Origin of the sequence: Streptomyces sp. V4I2, from assembly GCF_030817655.1 — a bacterium.
Lineage (GTDB): Bacteria > Actinomycetota > Actinomycetes > Streptomycetales > Streptomycetaceae > Streptomyces > Streptomyces plumbiresistens.
The window spans coordinates 4993760-5010375 of the sequence record NZ_JAUSZM010000003.1 but is presented as its reverse complement, the minus strand read 5'-3'; the positions used below and the strand labels follow the sequence as shown (position 1 = coordinate 5010375).

Annotated in this window: 15 protein-coding genes; 10 read left to right on the top strand and 5 right to left on the bottom strand. The window is 72.0% G+C overall.

Going from position 1 to position 16616, the window contains the following annotated elements; genetic code table 11:
* Positions 1 to 121: 121 nt before the first annotated feature.
* Entirely contained in the window at positions 122 to 1546 is a 1425-nt protein-coding gene (locus tag QFZ76_RS23555; RefSeq protein ID WP_307675612.1) for a maleylpyruvate isomerase N-terminal domain-containing protein, read from the bottom strand.
* Positions 1543 to 2124, bottom strand: a complete 582-nt coding sequence (locus QFZ76_RS23550) for a sigma-70 family RNA polymerase sigma factor (protein WP_307675611.1) — start codon at positions 2122 to 2124, stop codon at positions 1543 to 1545. The genes QFZ76_RS23555 and QFZ76_RS23550 overlap by 4 nt, the downstream gene beginning before the upstream one ends.
* A gap of 362 nt (positions 2125 to 2486) precedes the next feature.
* On the opposite strand from QFZ76_RS23550, the gene QFZ76_RS23545 reads away from it, so the two are divergent.
* Together QFZ76_RS23545 and QFZ76_RS23540 are read left to right on the top strand one after the other, a co-directional pair.
* Complete coding sequence (locus QFZ76_RS23545; RefSeq protein WP_307675610.1) at positions 2487 to 2867, top strand: STAS domain-containing protein; 381 nt, start codon at positions 2487 to 2489, stop codon at positions 2865 to 2867.
* A gap of 150 nt (positions 2868 to 3017) precedes the next feature.
* Positions 3018 to 3530 (top strand): EF-hand domain-containing protein, encoded by a 513-nt coding sequence (locus tag QFZ76_RS23540; RefSeq protein WP_307675609.1) that lies wholly within the window; start codon positions 3018 to 3020, stop codon positions 3528 to 3530.
* A 27-nt stretch (positions 3531 to 3557) separates the two neighbouring features.
* Here QFZ76_RS23540 and QFZ76_RS23535 read toward each other — a convergent pair whose 3' ends face one another.
* Positions 3558 to 5066, bottom strand: a complete 1509-nt coding sequence (locus tag QFZ76_RS23535) for a class I adenylate-forming enzyme family protein (RefSeq protein WP_307675608.1) — start codon at positions 5064 to 5066, stop codon at positions 3558 to 3560.
* Positions 5067 to 5209: 143 nt separating this feature from the next.
* Between QFZ76_RS23535 and QFZ76_RS23530 the strand changes: the two genes are divergently transcribed.
* The 3 genes from QFZ76_RS23530 (at position 5210) to QFZ76_RS23520 (ending at position 8208) form a co-directional block, all read left to right on the top strand.
* Entirely contained in the window at positions 5210 to 6364 is a 1155-nt protein-coding gene (locus tag QFZ76_RS23530; RefSeq protein ID WP_307675607.1) for an acyl-CoA dehydrogenase, read from the top strand.
* Between the two features lies 1 nt (position 6365).
* Positions 6366 to 7229: an acyl-CoA dehydrogenase family protein gene (locus tag QFZ76_RS23525; protein ID WP_307675606.1), complete on the top strand. Its 864-nt coding sequence runs from the start codon at positions 6366 to 6368 to the stop codon at positions 7227 to 7229.
* A 517-nt stretch (positions 7230 to 7746) separates the two neighbouring features.
* Entirely contained in the window at positions 7747 to 8208 is a 462-nt protein-coding gene (locus QFZ76_RS23520) for an ATP-binding protein (RefSeq protein ID WP_307680107.1), read from the top strand.
* Between the two features lie 462 nt (positions 8209 to 8670).
* Here QFZ76_RS23520 and QFZ76_RS23515 read toward each other — a convergent pair whose 3' ends face one another.
* A complete protein-coding gene (locus QFZ76_RS23515; protein ID WP_307675605.1) occupies positions 8671 to 9597 on the bottom strand; it encodes a cyclase family protein in 927 nt (308 codons plus the stop codon).
* 83 nt (positions 9598 to 9680) lie between these two features.
* On the opposite strand from QFZ76_RS23515, the gene QFZ76_RS23510 reads away from it, so the two are divergent.
* The 4 genes from QFZ76_RS23510 to QFZ76_RS23495 all read left to right on the top strand — a co-directional run bounded on the left by QFZ76_RS23510 (position 9681) and on the right by QFZ76_RS23495 (position 14310).
* The gene (locus tag QFZ76_RS23510; protein WP_307675604.1) at positions 9681 to 10595 is read left to right on the top strand and encodes an SDR family NAD(P)-dependent oxidoreductase; all 915 of its coding nucleotides are present in this window, start codon (positions 9681 to 9683) and stop codon (positions 10593 to 10595) included.
* A 105-nt stretch (positions 10596 to 10700) separates the two neighbouring features.
* Positions 10701 to 11867, top strand: a complete 1167-nt coding sequence (locus QFZ76_RS23505; RefSeq protein ID WP_307675603.1) for an acyl-CoA dehydrogenase family protein — start codon at positions 10701 to 10703, stop codon at positions 11865 to 11867.
* Positions 11867 to 12916 (top strand): Zn-dependent alcohol dehydrogenase, encoded by a 1050-nt coding sequence (locus QFZ76_RS23500; RefSeq protein WP_307675602.1) that lies wholly within the window; start codon positions 11867 to 11869, stop codon positions 12914 to 12916. Before QFZ76_RS23505 ends, QFZ76_RS23500 begins: the two co-directional genes overlap by 1 nt.
* Before the next feature lie 107 nt (positions 12917 to 13023).
* A complete protein-coding gene (locus QFZ76_RS23495) occupies positions 13024 to 14310 on the top strand; it encodes an MFS transporter (RefSeq protein ID WP_307675601.1) in 1287 nt (428 codons plus the stop codon).
* On the opposite strand, the gene QFZ76_RS23490 is transcribed toward QFZ76_RS23495, so the two are convergent.
* Positions 14194 to 15237 carry a GlxA family transcriptional regulator gene (locus QFZ76_RS23490; RefSeq protein WP_307675600.1) on the bottom strand — a complete coding sequence of 348 codons (1044 nt, stop codon included), beginning with the start codon at positions 15235 to 15237 and terminating at the stop codon, positions 14194 to 14196. The genes QFZ76_RS23495 and QFZ76_RS23490 overlap by 117 nt on opposite strands.
* A 71-nt stretch (positions 15238 to 15308) precedes the next feature.
* Here QFZ76_RS23490 and QFZ76_RS23485 point away from each other — a divergent pair, with 71 nt between their 5' ends.
* Complete coding sequence (locus QFZ76_RS23485; RefSeq protein WP_307675599.1) at positions 15309 to 16610, top strand: MFS transporter; 1302 nt, start codon at positions 15309 to 15311, stop codon at positions 16608 to 16610.
* The last annotated feature ends 6 nt before the right edge of the window (positions 16611 to 16616 follow it).

Here is a 16616-nt window from a genome sequence, read left to right as displayed (position 1 = left end):
GGCTGGTCGCGCAGTACCCCGCGCCCCTTAAGTACGTGCAGTGGACGCCCCTACAGGGGCGCGGGAACTGCGCGACCAGCCCCCACGCACCCGCACCCGCCAGCGAATCCACAACCCGCCCCTACATTCGGCTCAAGCTCGCCGCCGCGAACAGTACGTCCCTGATCGCCTCCCGATCACCCAGCTGCCCCGCCGCCGCCTCCGTCGGAGACACATGGCCCGCGGCCAGGCGGCAGAACTCCACGCCGTCCAGGGCGACATGGGCGATCTCGTGGTCGGCGGAGCCGATCGCGGCGGGGGAGTCCAGCGGGATCAGCCACTCGCCGCCGCCGTGGCCCTCGATTTCGAGGCGCAGGGTGCGGCCGGGCTCGCCGGCCGGTACGAGGTGTCGGCCGTGGGCCGGTGAAGCGAGCCCGGTCCGGCGGCGTACCGCCAGTGCGGTGGGCAGCATGCGGGCCGCGAGGTCGATCATGCGGTTGAGGTGGCGCGGGGAGGGCGGGCCGTACGGGTAGTCCACCGCGTCGGCGATGTCCTCCGCGTGCACCCAGCACTCGAAGGCGCGGTCCAGCATCGCGTCGTGCAGCGGCAGCTCGAAGACGCCGTACGGGACGGCCAGCCGGCCGGCGCCGCCGCCGGTGAAGGACACCGTGCGCACCAGGTCGTGGCTCTGTTCCCGCCAGGGCACGCGCACCGACCGGGTCGGCGGGAAGTGCGAGGCCCGCCAGTACGCCTCGGTCCGCGCGGTCGGTGTCGGTGCTTCGGCGGTGACCTCGCCCAGCGGGTCGTCGAGACCGAGGGCGATCGCGACCAGCCCGTCGACGGTGAGCAGGTGGGCGATGACCCCGGCGACGGTGGTACGACGGCTCGTCGCCTCGTCGGCCTCGAACCAGCGCAGCCGCACGGGCCGGTGCCATTCGGCGTCGCCAATGTCCTGGAGCAGGGCGTCCAGGCGGGCCGTCTCGGCGTCGTACGGCGTCGCCCAGGCGGGCACCGGGATGCGTGGCGGGCGCCGGTCGAGGCAGCTCTCCAGGACGCGGGTGCGCAGGCCGGGGTCCAGGTCGAGGCTCTCCGGGCGTTGCAGGAGGCCGACCGCCTCGCGCAGGCGCAGGGCCTCGTCCGCGCAACTGCCGCAGTCGCCGAGGTGGTCCTCGACGGCCAGCGTCTCCTCCGCCGAGCAGGCGGCGAGTGCCCACGCCCCGAGGAGCGCCTTCAGGACGTGGTGCTCCAGGACGAGCGGCGGGGCGGGCGGGGGCGGCTCCTCCGGTGCGGGCAGCGGGCGGTCGCCGTCCTCGACGGAGGAGCGGGGCATGGGTATGCGGGGTGACCGGCCGGGGTCGGGGCCGGGGGTGGGGCCGTTGCCGGGACCGTCGCCGGAGCCGCCGTACCCGCCCCGGTCGTGGCTGTTGTCGGCGTCCATGTCGTCGTCGGGCTTGCGGGAGCCGTCGTACTCCTCCTGGCCCTCCTCGCCTTCCTGCCCGGTCTCTCCCTCGTCCCCGTCAGGCTCGTCCTGCTCGTCGTGCGCCTCGAACCGGCCCGCTCCGCTCATGCCGCACCCCCGTATCCGGGTGGCGAGCCGGGTGTTCCGGCGTCGTGGGCGGTGGAGAGGAGTTGCAGGCCGAGGCGGAGCCGGCGGCGGGCCTCGTCCTCGGTGACGTCGAGGTCGGCGGCGGTCTGGCGATAGTCGCGGCGCTGGAAGTAGGCGAGCTCCAGGGCGGCGCGCAGGGGCGCGGGCATGGACTGCACGATGTAGTCGGCGCGGGCGGCGACCGAGGCGTGGCGGACCTTGCGCTCCAGGTCCTCGGTGGTGCCGTGGCCCTCCTGGGTCAGCGCGGCGGTCTCGGTGGCGCGCAGCCGCTGCACGGCGAGGCGGTGGGTCAGGGTGGCGACCCAGGTGCGCAGGGGGCCCTGCTTGGGGTCGTAGGCGTCGGGGTTTTCCCAGACGTGGGCGAAGACCTCGCGGGTGATGCCGTCGGCGGCGCGTTCGTCGCCGAGGACGCGGTGGGCGAGGCCGTGCACGAGGGAGGCGAAACGGTCGTAGAGCTCGCCGAGGGCGGCCGCCTCACCGCGTGCGAGCCGCTGCTGCATCTTGCGGTCCCAGCGGGGCGGTGCGTCCTTCTTCGCCATGCGGCCCCCTCAGCCTGCCCGTGTCCCGGCATGTGTTCCGGCATGTGTCCCTGTCAAGCCTGCGCCCACCGTCTCCTTGAATGTAGTCGGCACCTCGGACCGTGCACGCCCCTTTGTTCCATTGCGCGCCCCCTGGGGGCCGCGAGGTGGTAGTGGATCTCGACGCGTACGGTCCTCGAATGCGGCGCCTACCCACACACCGCGCGATCAGACCTGATCGAACAGGATCGAATGCGGCGGAAACAAGCCTATTTTGAATTGTTTCCGTTTTCGGGCCCGCGTTTCAGGGAACGGCCGCTGGGCAGCCGCGCTGCAAGGAAGCGTAAGAACAGCTTCCGTTTGCTTTCCGGCGAGCGAAGGGCATGGTGGTGGCGTTCAATGTGACCGGTGGTGGGCAGGGCGAGTGGGCCGTGCTCAGGGTGTCGGGCGAGCTGGATCTGGTGACGTCGCCGGTGCTGCGTCAGCGGGTGCACGACGTGATCGCCGAGGGCGGTCACAGCATCGTCCTCGACCTCTCCGAGGTCTTCTTCTGCGACTCCAGCGGCGTCGGCGTCCTCATAGCCTCCCGCCGCCTCATGCGCTCCTGCCAGGGCCGGCTCCGCCTGATCCTCCCGGCCCACGGCGCGGAGGACGGCTCGCACGTCAACCGGGTCCTCGGCGCACTGGGCGTCCGCCGCCTCTTCGACGTCCATCCGGACCTTGAGTCGGCCGTGGCCGAGGAGGCCGACCCGCTCTCGGCGTGAGCCCCGGCAGGCTGTCGCTCTGAAACACCGTTGTCCCGGAATTCCCCCGGTCTTGGCACAAGCGTCGCTTTTCCGCGCCCGGAGGGCCTGCCGCGTCGTACGCTCCGTGCCAGAGCAACCCCGACCTCACGTAAGGCGGCACGACACGACATGGTCAGCAGCGAGTACGAGCGCAGGATCGCCGCCCGGTTCGCCACCTTCGACCAGGACGGCAACGGCTACATCGACCGCGCGGACTTCAACGTGGCGGCCAAGGCGCTGCTCACGGAGTTCGGCACGGCGGCCCGGTCCGACAAGGGGCAGGCCCTGTATCTCGGTGCCGAGGCGTTCTGGCAGGGCATGGCCGGCATAGCGGACCGCGACGGCGACCAGCGCATCACCCGGGAGGAGTTCGTGGGCGGCGCGGTCAAGCGCCTGCGCGACAACCCCGAGGGCTTCGCCGAGATCGCCCGGCCCTTCCTGCACGCGGCGCTCGCCGTCGCCGACCCGGACGGGGACGGCGCGGCCACCGTCGAGGACACCGCGCGCGTGCTCGGCATCCTGGGCGTCCCCCAGGAGGTCGCCCGGGCCGCCGCGACCGCGCTCGACACGGACGGCGACGGCAGGATCGGCGAGACCGAGATCGTGACGGCCTTCGCGCGGTACTTCACCGTCCCCGAGTGACCGCGGCCGCACGCCTGTGAAGGGCCCTCATCCCACCGTGCCCGCATAGCGCTCCCGCAGCTTGTACTTGAGCACCTTCCGCAGTGTCTCGCCGCGCGGAAGGGCGTCCACGACCTCCAGCCGCTCCGGCAGCTTGTGTGTCGACAGTCCTTCCGCACGCAGGTACGAGGTCACCGCCGCCAGGGTCAACTTCTCGGCGCCGGGCGGCTGTTCCACCACCGCGCACACCAGCTCCCCGCGCTCCGCGTCCGGCAGGCCGATGACGGCCACGTCCCCGACGCCCGGATGCCGGTGCAGCAGGTCCTCGATCTCCTTCGCCGAGACGTTCTCGCCCTTGCGGATGATGACGTCCTTGAGCCGGCCGGTGAGGACCAGATGGCCGGTGCCGGTCAGCCGCCCGAGGTCCCCGGTGCGCAGGAACCCCTCCTCGTCGAAGGCCTCGGCGGTCTGCGCCGGGTCCAGGTAGCGCCGGCACACGGCCTCGCCCCGCAACCGCACCTCCCCGTCCACGATCCGTATCTCCATCCCCTCGGGCGGCCGCCCCTCCGTCGTCGCCAGCATCTCGGCCGTGTCGTCGGGCGCTCCCATCGTGATCATCGGCACCTCGGTCATGCCGTACCCGTGGGTCAGCTGCACGCCCATCTCCCGTACGACGGCGTGGTACAGCTCCGGCGGCCTGGGCGCCCCGCCGCCCGCGAGCAGCCGCAGGGACGGAACGACCGGGACGCCCGGCTGCTTGCGCTGCTCGGCGAGGAACATCGAGTAGAACGCCGTCGATCCGCCCGCGATCGTCACCCCGTGCCTGCGACAGCCCTCCAGCGCGTCCGGCAGCGCGAACTGCTCGAACATCACCGCCGGGAAGCCGTACAGGAGCAGCATCACCAGGTAGTCCGGGCCGCCGATATGGGCGTACGGGAAGGCGATCGAGCCGACGTCGGACGCGGTGGGCCGCAGCGCGTGGGCGAGGCAGGAGCCGCCCGCGATCAGGGAACGGTCCGTGTGCAGCACGCCCTTGGGGGACGAGGTGGTGCCCGAGGTCCAGTAGATCCAGCGGACCGAGGTGCCCTCGGCGGGCGGCGCGGGCAGGACGGACGGGTCGCCGTCGGGCAGGCGGTCGTACGCCTCGATGATCCCCTTGGCACCGAGCCGCCGTGCCATCTCCGTGTGGTCGAAACCGCGCCACTCGCCCGGCACCGCGAAGTACTCCGCCTTCGACTCGCGCAGCGCGAAGGCGACCTCGCGGTCCCGGTAGAACGGGATGACCGGGCTCTGTACGGCGCCCAGGCGGGCCAGCGCGAAGGACAGCAGGGCCGTCTCGATGCGGGTGGGCAACTGCCAGGCGACGACCGTGCCGGGGCGTACGCCGAGGTCGTACAGGCCCGCTGCGACCCGCTCGGCCCGGTTGCGCAGCTCTCCGAAGCTCAGCGCGCGCTCCTCCTGGAGGAGGACCGGACGGTCGGGGGTGAGGTCGGCGCGGCGGGTGACCAGGTCCCAGAGGGTGCGGGCGGAGCTGAGCGCGCGGGCGGTGTCGTTCACAACGGCCCCCTGTGTAGCTGACGGACAGTCAGATGGTGGGCAGAGCGTAGGGCCGGGCGCCTTGTCGGTCCAGGGGTGCGGGGCTAGCCTTCCCGGGAGCCAGATCTGATGGAACGTCAGATACATGCCTTAGGGGGCTGCTCGTGGATCTCGCGTACTCGCCCGAAGAGGAGGAGTTCCGGGCGCGGTTGAGGGAGTGGCTGGCGAAGGCGCTGCCCACGCTGCCGCCGAAGCCGTCGCCCGACGACTGGCCCGGGCGCCGCGCCTACGACCTCGGCTGGCAGCGCATGCTCCACGACGCCGGGTACGCCGGTCTGCACTGGCCCGTCGACGCGGGCGGCCAGGGCGCCACCCCGACCCGGCAGCTGATCTTCCTGGAGGAGACCGAGAACGCCGGCGCACCCTATGTGGGCGCCAACTTCGTCGGACTGCTGCACGCCGGACCGACGATCGCCGCCGAAGGGACGCCCGGGCAGCGGGCACGCTGGCTGCCGCCCGTGCTGCGCGGCGAGGAGGTCTGGTGCCAGGGCTTCAGCGAACCGGACGCCGGGAGCGACCTCGCGGCGCTGCGCACGCGCGCGTGCCGGGACGGCGACGACTACGTGGTGACCGGCTCCAAGATCTGGACCTCGCACGCCGAAGTCGCCGACTGGTGCGAACTGCTGGTCCGGACCGACCCGGACGCGCCCAAGCACCGGGGCATCACCTGGCTCGCCCTGCCGATGGACGCCCCGGGCATCACCGTACGGCCGCTCAGAACGCTCGCCGGGTCCGCGGAGTTCGCCGAGGTGTTCCTCGACGAGGTGCGGGTGCCGGTCGCCAACCGGGTCGGCGACGAGAACGACGGCTGGCGCGTGACCATGGTGACGCTGTCCTTCGAACGCGGCACGGCCTTCGTGGGCGAGGTGGTCGCCTGTCGCCGCGTGCTGGGCGAACTCGCCCGGACGGCACGCGAGAACGGGCGCTGGGACGATCCGGTGCTCCGGCGGCGGCTGGGCCGGCTCAATGCCGAGTTCCGCGCCCTGTGGCGGCTGACGCAGTGGAACGTGAGCGAGGCGGAGGCGAGCGGCGGCGTACCGGGCGTGGGCGGCTCGGTCTTCAAGCTGCGGTACTCGCACGCCCGCCAGGAGCTGTACGACGCCGCCGCCGACGTCCTCGGCCCCGACTGTCTCGACCTGGACCGGGAGTGGACCCTCGACCGGCTGTCCTCGCTGTCCTACACCATCGCGGCCGGGACCTCGCAGATCCAGCGGAACATCGTGGCCGAGCGGATCCTCGGGCTGCCGAAGGGACGATGACATGCGCTTCCGGCTGACCGAGGACCAGCGGGCCTTGCGGGACGGCGTACGAGGGCTGCTGACACGCCGCTTCGACCGCGAGGCGCTGTGGGCGGCCGTAGCGGCGCCGGGACTGGACCGCGTCCTGTGGCGGGAGCTCGGCGCGGCCGGGTTCTTCGCGCTGCGGCTGCCGGAGGCCGACGGCGGCGTCGGACTCGGGCTTCCCGAGGCGGTGTTGGCCTTCGAGGAGGCGGGCCGGGTGCTGCTGCCCGGGCCGCTGGTGGCCACGCATCTCGCGGCGGGGGCCGTGCCGGGGGCGGCGACCGGGGAGACGGTCGTGGCCGCCGTCGACGGAGGGCTGGTGGAGTGGCTGGCGGAGGCGGACGTCGTACGAGGGGAGGCTGCCGGTGCCGTACCGCTGCGGTCGGTGGATCCGCTGACGCCGCTGCACCGGGTGGCCGCGGTGGGCTCGCCGGACTCGGTCGCCGTCCTCCTCACCGCGGCGGAGCAGCTGGGCACCGCCACGCGCGCGTGCGAGCTGGCCGTGCAACACGCCCGGACCCGTGAGCAGTTCGGGCAGCCGATCGGGGCCTTCCAGGCGGTCAAGCATCTGTGCGCCGAGATGCTGGTGCGGGCGGAGACGGCCCGGGCCGCGGTGTACGCGGCGGCCGTTACCACCGACCCGGTGGACATCGCGGCGGCCCGGCTGCTCGCCGACGAGGCCGCCGTGCACGGCACCCGGGACTGCCTCCAGGTACACGGAGGGATGGGGTTCACCTGGGAGAGCGAGGTTCACCTGCATCTGAAACGTGCCTGGGTGCGGTCCCAGCGTGGCAGTGCGAACACGGAGAGTGAGGAAATCCTCGCGGCCGATCTGGCGGGCTGAAGGGCGGAAAGGCGAGTGTGCTGGGATATCGCCGGGGCCGCCCGGACGGATGTCGCGGATTGTGGCATACCGGAATCACGGAGCGTTGATATCGGGTTGTGTCCTAGGTGTGACTCGTCACGTCCCGGAGTCGGAGTGCCGCTCCGGTACCTTGTGTGAGATGCGAATGGTTCCGAGCACGAGCCATGCCGGAGTTGCCTTGGAGGCGGCTCCGGATCCGGCGGTGCGCGCCGCTGTTCGCAGGGCAGAAAGGCCGTCGGCCTCTGCTTGTTCGACTTCCCCCGACGAGCGTCGCACAGTATCCCGCACGGGTACTCCTTCGCGCTGGAATATGCCCGAAGCGCTTGTTGGGGTGACTGTACGTCAACCATGCTGTCTCATAAGGGATTCACGTTCCGTGACCCCGGCTTTGGCCATTGTTGTGGCCACGCAAAAAATGGCTACGATCGTGGCCCTCGTGAGGCGCGAGGCTATGTGTCCGCCGGTTCGGATGGTGTGAGCGGTGCAGGTGCTTCAAGTGCAGCTGGAGATCCGGCCCGACCCCGCCGAGGTGGGGCGAGCCCGAAGGTGGGCCCGCTCGCGCCTTGCCGGGTCCGGCATAGGGGACGACGAGTCGCTCGCGGAGACCCTGATCCTGCTCGTCTCCGAACTCGTCACCAACGCCGTGGTCCACACCGGCTGTCCGGCCGTGCTGCGACTGTCCCTGCCGCCCGTCGAGGCGGAGTCGGCCACCGTACGCCTCGAGGTGGCCGACCGCAGCGACCGCGCCCCGGTGCCGCGCTGCGTGGACGGTGACCAGACGGGTGGCCGGGGCCTCGCCCTCGTCGACGGACTCGCCGACCGCTGGGGCTGGAGTCCGGAAGGTGCCGGCAAGCGCATCTGGTGCGAACTGGACCGGTGTTCAGGGCCCGAGGAGGGCGCGACGACCTACGGGGACGGCGCTTCGGCGTACGAGGGGCTGGCCTTCGAGGCGGTGTGAACCGGCGCACGGTGGACTCGGGTCCCGTGAAAATGCCGGTGGTCCGGCGCGCGGTCGCAGAAAGCGCTGTCGTCCCTTTGTGGGCGGTCAATCCGTGCGCCGGACGTGCTTCTGTGCGCGGCCACGGCAAAACGGGTGTAAGTGATAAATCCCCGAACAGGTGTTGACGCCGCGTGACCGTTTGAACACGCTTGTGGTCAGCGATTCGCCGTGAGGGGACGACGAGGGGTTCGGTGACGGGAGCCCTCGCCGAGTGCGGGTCGTGATTCGGCGTCGGTTCTTTCAGGGCCAGGAGGGATCGATGGGGGTCCCCCCGCTCGAGCGAAGTCGAGAGTGGGGGAGGGCGCGCCGGAGTCGGATGGCGGCGCGGTGCCGTGCTCGGGGCGGGCAGTGGTGCGTCGCCGTCCGACGGTCATTGGAGGCATGCGGCCTGGCGGCCTGGCGGCCTGGGGCCTTGGCGGATCAGAGGATCGCGACGGGTGCCACCGGGGTTCCCGTGGCGCCGACGAAGGGTTCGGGCATCGCTGACAACAGGAACGCGTAGCGACTTTCTTGTCCACAGGCTGTGGACAACTCTTCGAGATTCCAGTTCTGGCCCTGAATCATCCCCACTTCCACCAGATCGAGCGCGTGTACGGGCAGCCACAGATCCTCGATCTCGGGCGGAAAGACCTCGAAGGTGAGGGTGTCGTTGGCGACCGCGGCGACATCGCGCGCGTGGAACCACTCCGGGGTACGGATCGACAGGCCGGGCGACGGATGGCTGTACGCGTGCTTGTCGCCCGCGAGATACACCTGCATCTGCCCGGTCCGGACGAGCACGATGTCACCGGCACGCACGCGCGTGCCCGCGAGTTCCTCGGCGGCCTCCAGGTCCTCGGGAGTGACGGCGTACCCACCGTCGAGGCGGTCCTTGTGGCGGGCCCGGGCCACGTCGAGCAGCACCCCGCGCGAGACGATGTGCCGTGCCTTGTCGATGCCGCTGAACTCCGCCCCGCCGTGCGGCGTGACGGTGCCGGCCGGGCGGCCGTTGTAGAGCCGGCCCGAGTGCGAGACGTGGGTGAGCGCGTCCCAGTGGGTGGCGGCCTGCAGGCCCATGGTCACGGCGTCGTCGCTGCACGCCACCGTGCCCGGCCCGAAGATCTCCTGGTTGATCTGCACCATGGCGTGCAGGGGATTGACCCGGCCCGGCATCAGTCCGGTCTGCACGCCGTCGTGTTGGAGGGGGAGGGCCAGAGGTACCCGGCGACCGCTCCGTACGCAGGTCGCGGCCTCGCGGACGACCTCGTCGGTGATCAGGTTGAGGGTGCCGATCTCGTCGTCGGCCCCCCAACGGCCCCAGTTGTTCACGCGCTTGGCGATGTCGTGGAACTCGGCCGGCAGCGACATCCGTCCTCCCTGGGGCTTGTCTCCGACTGTCTCACGGGTCATAAAATCTAACGGTCCGTCAGAAACCGCGGGAAGGGGCCGGCGTGGGGAACTTCTTGGCAGGCAGGGTGATCGCCGTGACGGGCGCCGGGCGGGGCATCGGCCGGGCGGTCGCGCTGGGCGCGGCGGCCGAGGGGGCGCGGGTCGTCGTCAACGACTACGGCGTCTCGATGGACGGCGGCTCGCCGACGAGCGAGATCGCCGAGTCCGTGGTCAAGGAGATCGCGGCGGCGGGCGGCGACGCGGTCGCCGTGGCCGACGACATCTCCACGATGGCGGGCGGGCAGCGGGTCGTCGACGTGGCGCTGGCCTCGTACGGGCGGCTCGACGGGGTCGTGTGCGTCGCCGGGATCCTGCGCGAACGGATGCTGTTCAACATGACCGAGGAGGAGTGGGACCCGGTCATCGCCACTCATCTCAAGGGCACCTTCACGGTGTTCCGGGCGGCTTCCGCGGTGATGCGGCAGCAGCGGGCGGGGACCTTGATCGGCTTCACCAGCGGCAACCACCAGGGCTCGGTGTCGCAGGCCAACTACAGCGCCGCGAAGGGCGGGATCATCTCGCTGGTGCGGAGCGCCGCGCTCGGCTTGAACAAGTACGGGGTGACCGCCAATGCGGTGGCGCCCGTGGCTCGTACGCGGATGTCGGCGAACGTGCCCATGGAGCTGGCGGAGATCGGTGAGCCGGAGGATGTCGCCGCGTTGGTCGTCTACCTGCTGTCGGAGAAGGCCCGGGAGCAGGAGATCACGGGGCAGGTGTACACGATCGCCGGGCCGAAGATCGCGGTGTGGGCGCAGCCGAGGGAGTTGCGGGCCGCGTATGCCTCCGGCGGGTGGACGCCGGAGACGATCGCGGAGTTCTTGCCGGGGTCGGTGGGGGTGGATCCGATGCCGATGCTTGCGCGGGTGGCGGAGATGTCACGGGCCGCCGCGCGGGGGGACAGGCCGAACGCCCAATAACTCGGGAGGTTCTGGCGGATGGCGGCTGCGGGTTGTCTGTGGCTTGTCGCGCAGTTCCCCGCGCCCCTGGGGAGTCGGACTCGCCGGGGTTGAGAGGAGAGGTCCGTGGACTTTGGTTTCAGCGGCGAGGATGAGGCCTTCCGGGCGGAGGCGAGGGAGTGGCTTGCGGCGCATGTCGATGGGTCACTCGATCGTCGTACCTGGGAGCGGACCCTCGGCAAGGCCGGTTGGATCGGGCTCGGGTGGGCCGAGGGCGGGTACGGCAACCGGACCGCCGGGCTTACCCAGCAGGTTGTCTGGGCCGAGGAGTACGCCCGCTCGGGTGCGCCTCCGCGCTCCGGGCACATCGGGGAGAACCTGCTCGCCCCGACCCTTCTCGCGCACGGCACCGAGGAGCAGCGGTCCCGGTTTCTGCCCCCGGTCGCGGCCGGGGAGGAACTCTGGTGTCAGGGGTACAGCGAGCCCGGGGCGGGGTCGGATCTGGCCGGGGTGCGTACGAAGGCCGAGCGGTGCTCGGACGGGACGTACCGGATCACCGGGCAGAAGATCTGGACGTCTCTCGCCCACGAGGCGGACTGGTGCTTCGTGCTCGCCCGCACGGAGCCGGGGTCCAGGCGTCATCACGGGCTCACCTTCCTGCTCGTGCCCATGGAGCAGCCCGGGCGGATCGAGGTGCGGCCCATCCGGCAGCTGACGGGGACGAGCGACTTCAACGAGGTCTTCTTCGACGGGGCACGCGCGCGCGTGGAGCACGTTGTCGGGGGTGAGGGCGGGGGCTGGGGCGTTGCGATGAGTCTGCTCGGGTTCGAGCGGGGCGTCTCGACACTTGCTCAACAGATCGGGTTCGCCAAGGAGTTGGCGCGGGTGGTGCGGGCGGCCGTCGAGTCCGGGGCGGTGCGTGATGCCGTCGTACGGGAGCGGCTGGTGCGGCTGTGGGCCGAGTTGCGGGTGATGCGCTGGAACGCCCTGCGCACGCTGGGGAGTTCGGGTGCGGGTCATGCCGGGGCGCCCAGTGTGGCCAAGCTGCTGTGGGGCGGCTGGCATCAGCGGCTCGGGGAGCTGGCGATGCTGGTGCGGGGCGCCGGCGGGGCGGTCGGGCCGGCGGAGTGGTCGGCTTCGGCGTCGTACGAACTCGACGCGTTCCAGCACCTGTTCCTGTTCTCGCGGGCCGACACGATCTACGGCGGCTCCGACCAGATCCAGCGCACGATCATCGCCGAGCGCGTGCTCGGTCTGCCGAGGGAACCCAAGGGCCGACAGGGGGCCGCGTGATGCGAGGCGTGCTGTTCGACGGGACGCGGATCGAGGTCGTGGACGATCTCGACGTACGGGATCCGGGGCCCGGGGAGGTGCTGGTGGCGATCTCGGCGGCGGGGTTGTGCCACAGCGATCTGTCCGTGGTGGACGGGACCATACCTTTCCCCGTTCCTGTGGTGCTCGGCCATGAGGGGGCGGGGGTGGTCGAGGCAGTCGGGGCCGGTGTCACACATGTGGCGCCCGGGGATCACGTGGCGCTGTCGACGCTCGCCAACTGCGGTGCGTGCGCCGAGTGCGACCGGGGGCGGCCGACGATGTGCCGACGGGCGATCGGGCGGCCGGGGCAGCCGTTCACGCGGGGCGGGCGGCCCGTGTTCCAGTTCGCCTCCAACTCCGCCTTCGCGGAGCGGACCGTGGTGAAGGCCGTGCAGGCGGTGCGTATCCCGAAGGACATCCCGTCGCCGTCCGCGGCGCTCATCGGGTGCGGGGTGCTGACCGGCGTGGGCGCCGTGCTCAACCGGGCCAAGGTGGACCGCGGGGACAGCGTGCTGGTGATCGGCACGGGCGGGATCGGGCTGAACGTCCTCCAGGGCGCGCGGATCGCGGGCGCCCTGCGGATCGTCGCGGTGGACGCGAACCCGGCGAAGGAGGACGTGGCGCGGAGGTTCGGGGCGACCCACTTCCTCACCTCGACGGAGGGGGTGCGGGACGTTCTGCCGACGGGGGCGGACCATGCTTTCGAGTGCGTGGGGCGGGTGGAACTGATCCGGCAGGCGATCGATCTGCTGGACCGTCATGGCCAGGCGGTGCTGCTCGGCGTGCCTCCGGCGACGGCCGAGGCGTCCTTCCTCGTCTCGTCCATGTACCTGGACAAGTCGATCCTGGGCTGCCGCTACGGGTCCTCGCGGCCGCAGCGGGACATCGCGCTGTACGCCGAGCTGTACCGGGAAGGACGGCTGCTGCTCGACGAGTTGGTGACGGAGACGTACCCCGTCGAGGACTTCGAGAAGGCGGCGGCGGACGCGGAGGCGGGGCGGGTGGCTCGGGGGGTGCTGACTTTCTGAGCGTGTCCTGAGCCTGTTCTGGGCATGCGTCGGGGGCATGTCAGGGGTTTTCCACAGGTGCCGGAAATCCCTGGGGTGTTGTCAGTCCCGGCCTTTAGCGTCGTTTCATGAGCTACCGCGACGTCGCCTCCCAACAGGTCCTGATCTGGTCCTGCACCACCGTCGGCGCCCGCATGCCCGTGGCCATGGCGCCGCTGGCCCTGGTCTTCCTGGTGCGCGAACGCCCCGGCGGCTACTCGCTGGGCGCGATCCTAGCGGCGGCCTACGTTCTCGGCGAGATCGCCGGCGCTCCCGTCCTCGGGATGCGGCTGCGCCCCGACCGTGCCCGCGCCCACCTGGCCGTCGGCCTCGCGGTCGGTGCCGTCGCCTTCGCCGGGCTCGGGGTGGTCCCCGACGCGCATCCGACGGTCCTCGCCGGGCTCGCCCTTGTCGCCGGTGCCGCCCCGGCCGCTGCCACCGGTGGCCTGCGCACGCTGCTCACCGTGCTCGTCCCGGAGCGTGCGACGGCGCAGGCGCTGTCCGTCGAGTCGATACTGACGGCCGGGATCTGGGCCGTCTCCCCGGCCGCGGTCGCCGGCCTCGCCCTCGGTGTCGCACCGCCCGTCCCGCTGCTCCTCGGCGCCGCCCTGATGGCGTCGTCGGTCGCGGGCCTGTGGCTCCTGCCGGCCGGGTGGGGCGCGGACGACACGGGCGGCGCGGACCGGACGGGCGTGTCGCAGCTCCGGCTCCTGGCCGGCGCCTGGCCGGTGTACGTCATGGGCGCGGCCAGTCTGGCCCTGCTCGGTCTGGCCGAACTCGTGCTGCCGGCCCTGCTCGAACAGCGCGGCGTCGGCGTCGGCTGGACCGGTCCGCTGCTCACCGGGACGGCGGTGGGCGGGGGCCTGGGTGCCTTCGTCCACGGTCTGCGGTCCTGGCCCGGGCGGCTGCGCACCCGCAGCGTGGTGCTGATGGCCGGCACGTCGGCCTGTGTGGCCCTGGCGGCGCTGACGCCGGACCCGGCCGGGATCGCCGCCGCGCTGGTCGTCGGCGGCACCCTCCAGTCCTGCGCGATGCTCACCCGCAACCTGTCCCTGCGCGAGGCCCTCCCGCCGAGCGCCCTGGCCGCGGGGTACTCGGTGATGTACGCGGCCGCGGGCGCGGGCTACGCGGCGACGGGCTCCCTCGCCGGTGGCCTCCTCAAGGTGGCGGCACCCTCCACGGCCATCCTGGCCGGCGTGGGCCTCACCGTGGTGCTGACGGCGGTCGGCTGGTGGGGCGAGGTGCGCCGCGCCGGCCGTTCACCGAAGGCTGCCGACACCGCCGTGGCCCTCGGGCACGCCGATGCCGGTCCCGCCGCTCCCGGCGCGGAAGGTGCGGCGATACGCGGTGGGGGTGACACCGAGGGCCGCCTGTAGGTGCTGGCGCATCGACTGGGCGGTGCCGAAGCCCGCGTCCCGGGCGACCTGGTCGATGGAGAGGTCGGTGGACTCCAGGAGGTGCCGGGCCCGTTCCACCCGCTGTTGGGTGAGCCACTGGCCGGGGCTGATGCCGACCTCCTCGCGGAAGCGGCGCGTGAAGGTGCGTACGGACATGGCTTCCTGCTCGGCCATGTCCCGCAGCTGGATCGGCTCGTGGAGGCGGCCCAGCGCCCAGGCGCGGGCGGCGGTCGTGGTCGCCAGCTGCGGGTCGGCCACGGGGCGGTGGATGTACTGCGCCTGCCCGCCGTCGCGGTGCGGCGGTACGACGGTGCGGCGGGCCACCTCGTTGGCGACCGCCGTGCCGTGGTCGCGGCGCACCATGTGCAGGCACAGGTCGATTCCGGCCGCGACGCCCGCCGAGGTCAGGATGTCGCCGTCGTCGATGAACAGGACGTCCGCGTCGACCTTGATGCGCGGGAAGAGGCGCTGGAGGTGCTCGGCCTCGGCCCAGTGCGTGGTGGCGGGCCGGCCGTCGAGGAGGCCGGCGGCGGCCAGGACGTAGACGCCGGTGCAGATGGAGGCGAGGCGGGTGCCGGGGCGGATGTGGGCGAGTGCGGCGGCCAGTTCGTCGGTCAGCACACCCTCCTCGAAGACCGGGCCGAGTTCGTACGACGCCGGGATGATCACGGTGTCGGCGGTGGCCAGGATCTCCGGGCCGTGGGCGACCTGGATGGCGAAGTCGGCGTCGGTCTCGACGGGGCCGGGCGGGCGGACCGAGCAGGTGACGACCTCGTACAGGTGCCGGCGCCCGGCGTCCTTGGGGCGGCCGAAGATGCGGTGCGGGATGCCCAGCTCGAAGGGGAGCAGGCCGTCGAGGGCGAGGACGACGACGCGGTGGGGACGGAAGCCCTGAGCCGTTTCCATGGCCCGATCATAGCGAATGATGTCCTTCGGGCCACTCGATCGGAGGGCGGCCGGAAAGGAAGCTCTATGTCGTGACCCAGACAACCGAAGCCGCCGTAGAGGCGGCACGCGCCGGAAAGTCGTCCCGCATCCACAGGGCGTGGTTCGTCGCGGCCGTGACCTTCGTGACGATCATCGGCGCCGCCGCCTTCCGTTCCCTGCCCGGCCTGCTCTTCGAGCCGCTGAACGAGGACTTCGGCTGGTCGCGCGGCACGGTCGGCGCGGCGGTCTCCGTCAACCTCGCGCTGTACGGGCTCACCGCGCCCTTCGCGGCCGCGCTGATGGACCGCTTCGGCATCCGCCGGGTCGTCGCCGTGGCCCTGACGATCATCTCGATCGGGTCCGGCCTGACCGTGTGGATGACGGCGGCCTGGCAGCTGCTGCTGTGCTGGGGTCTGCTGGTCGGCCTGGGCTCCGGCTCGATGGCGCTGGCCTTCGCGGCGACGGTCACCAACCGCTGGTTCACCGAACGCCGCGGCCTGGTCACCGGCATCCTCACCGCCGCCTCGGCCTCCGGCCAGCTGATCTTCCTGCCGGTGCTGTCCTGGATGGTCGAGACGCACAGCTGGCGCCCGGCGGCCGTCACGGTGTCGCTGGCGGCCCTCGCGGTCGTCCCCTTCGTGTGGCTGCTGCTGCGCGACCACCCGGCCGACGTGGGCCTGAAGCCGTACGGCGCCAAGGAGTTCGTGCCGAAGCCGGAGCCGGTCCCCGGAGCCGCCCGGCGTGCGGTCACCGTGCTGTGGAAGGCCGCCCGCACCGGCCCCTTCTGGCTGCTGGCCGGTACCTTCGCGATCTGCGGCGCCTCCACCAACGGCCTGATCCAGACCCACTTCGTGCCCGCCGCCCACGACCACCACATGCCCGTCACGGCGGCGGCCTCGCTGCTCGCGGTCATCGGCGTGTTCGACGTCGTCGGCACGATCGCCTCCGGCTGGTTCACCGACCGCTTCGAACCGCGCCGGCTGCTCGCGGTGTACTACGCGCTCAGGGGCATCTCGCTGCTCTTCCTCCCGATGCTGCTGGCCCCGTCGGTCCACCCGCCGATGCTCTTCTTCATCGTCTTCTACGGCCTCGACTGGGTCGCCACCGTCCCGCCCACCGTGGCCCTGTGCCGGGAGCACTTCGGCGACGACAGCGCGATCGTCTTCGGCTGGGTCCTCGCCTCCCACCAGGTCGGCGCCGCGCTCGTGGCCTTCCTCGGGGGCGTCGTACGGGACGTCTTCGGCGAGTACGACATGGTCTGGTACGCGTCGGGTGCGCTGTGCGCGGCGGCGGCGCTGATGGCGCTGGTGATCCGGCGGCCGGTGGTGGCTCCTGCGGGGGTGGCGGTCTAGGGCCGC

What these genes read in the sequence shown, in the direction of transcription:
- QFZ76_RS23555 (WP_307675612.1), bottom strand. Translation starts at nt 1,546, where the DNA reads ATGAGCGGAGCGGGCCGGTTCGAGGCGCACGACGAGCAGGACGAGCCT.
- QFZ76_RS23550 (WP_307675611.1), bottom strand. Translation starts at nt 2,124, where the DNA reads ATGGCGAAGAAGGACGCACCGCCCCGCTGGGACCGCAAGATGCAGCAG.
- QFZ76_RS23545 (WP_307675610.1), top strand. Translation starts at nt 2,487, where the DNA reads ATGGTGGTGGCGTTCAATGTGACCGGTGGTGGGCAGGGCGAGTGGGCC.
- QFZ76_RS23540 (WP_307675609.1), top strand. Translation starts at nt 3,018, where the DNA reads ATGGTCAGCAGCGAGTACGAGCGCAGGATCGCCGCCCGGTTCGCCACC.
- QFZ76_RS23525 (WP_307675606.1), top strand. Translation starts at nt 6,366, where the DNA reads ATGCGCTTCCGGCTGACCGAGGACCAGCGGGCCTTGCGGGACGGCGTA.
- QFZ76_RS23515 (WP_307675605.1), bottom strand. Translation starts at nt 9,597, where the DNA reads ATGTCGCTGCCGGCCGAGTTCCACGACATCGCCAAGCGCGTGAACAAC.
- QFZ76_RS23500 (WP_307675602.1), top strand. Translation starts at nt 11,867, where the DNA reads ATGCGAGGCGTGCTGTTCGACGGGACGCGGATCGAGGTCGTGGACGAT.
- QFZ76_RS23495 (WP_307675601.1), top strand. Translation starts at nt 13,024, where the DNA reads ATGAGCTACCGCGACGTCGCCTCCCAACAGGTCCTGATCTGGTCCTGC.
- QFZ76_RS23490 (WP_307675600.1), bottom strand. Translation starts at nt 15,237, where the DNA reads ATGGAAACGGCTCAGGGCTTCCGTCCCCACCGCGTCGTCGTCCTCGCC.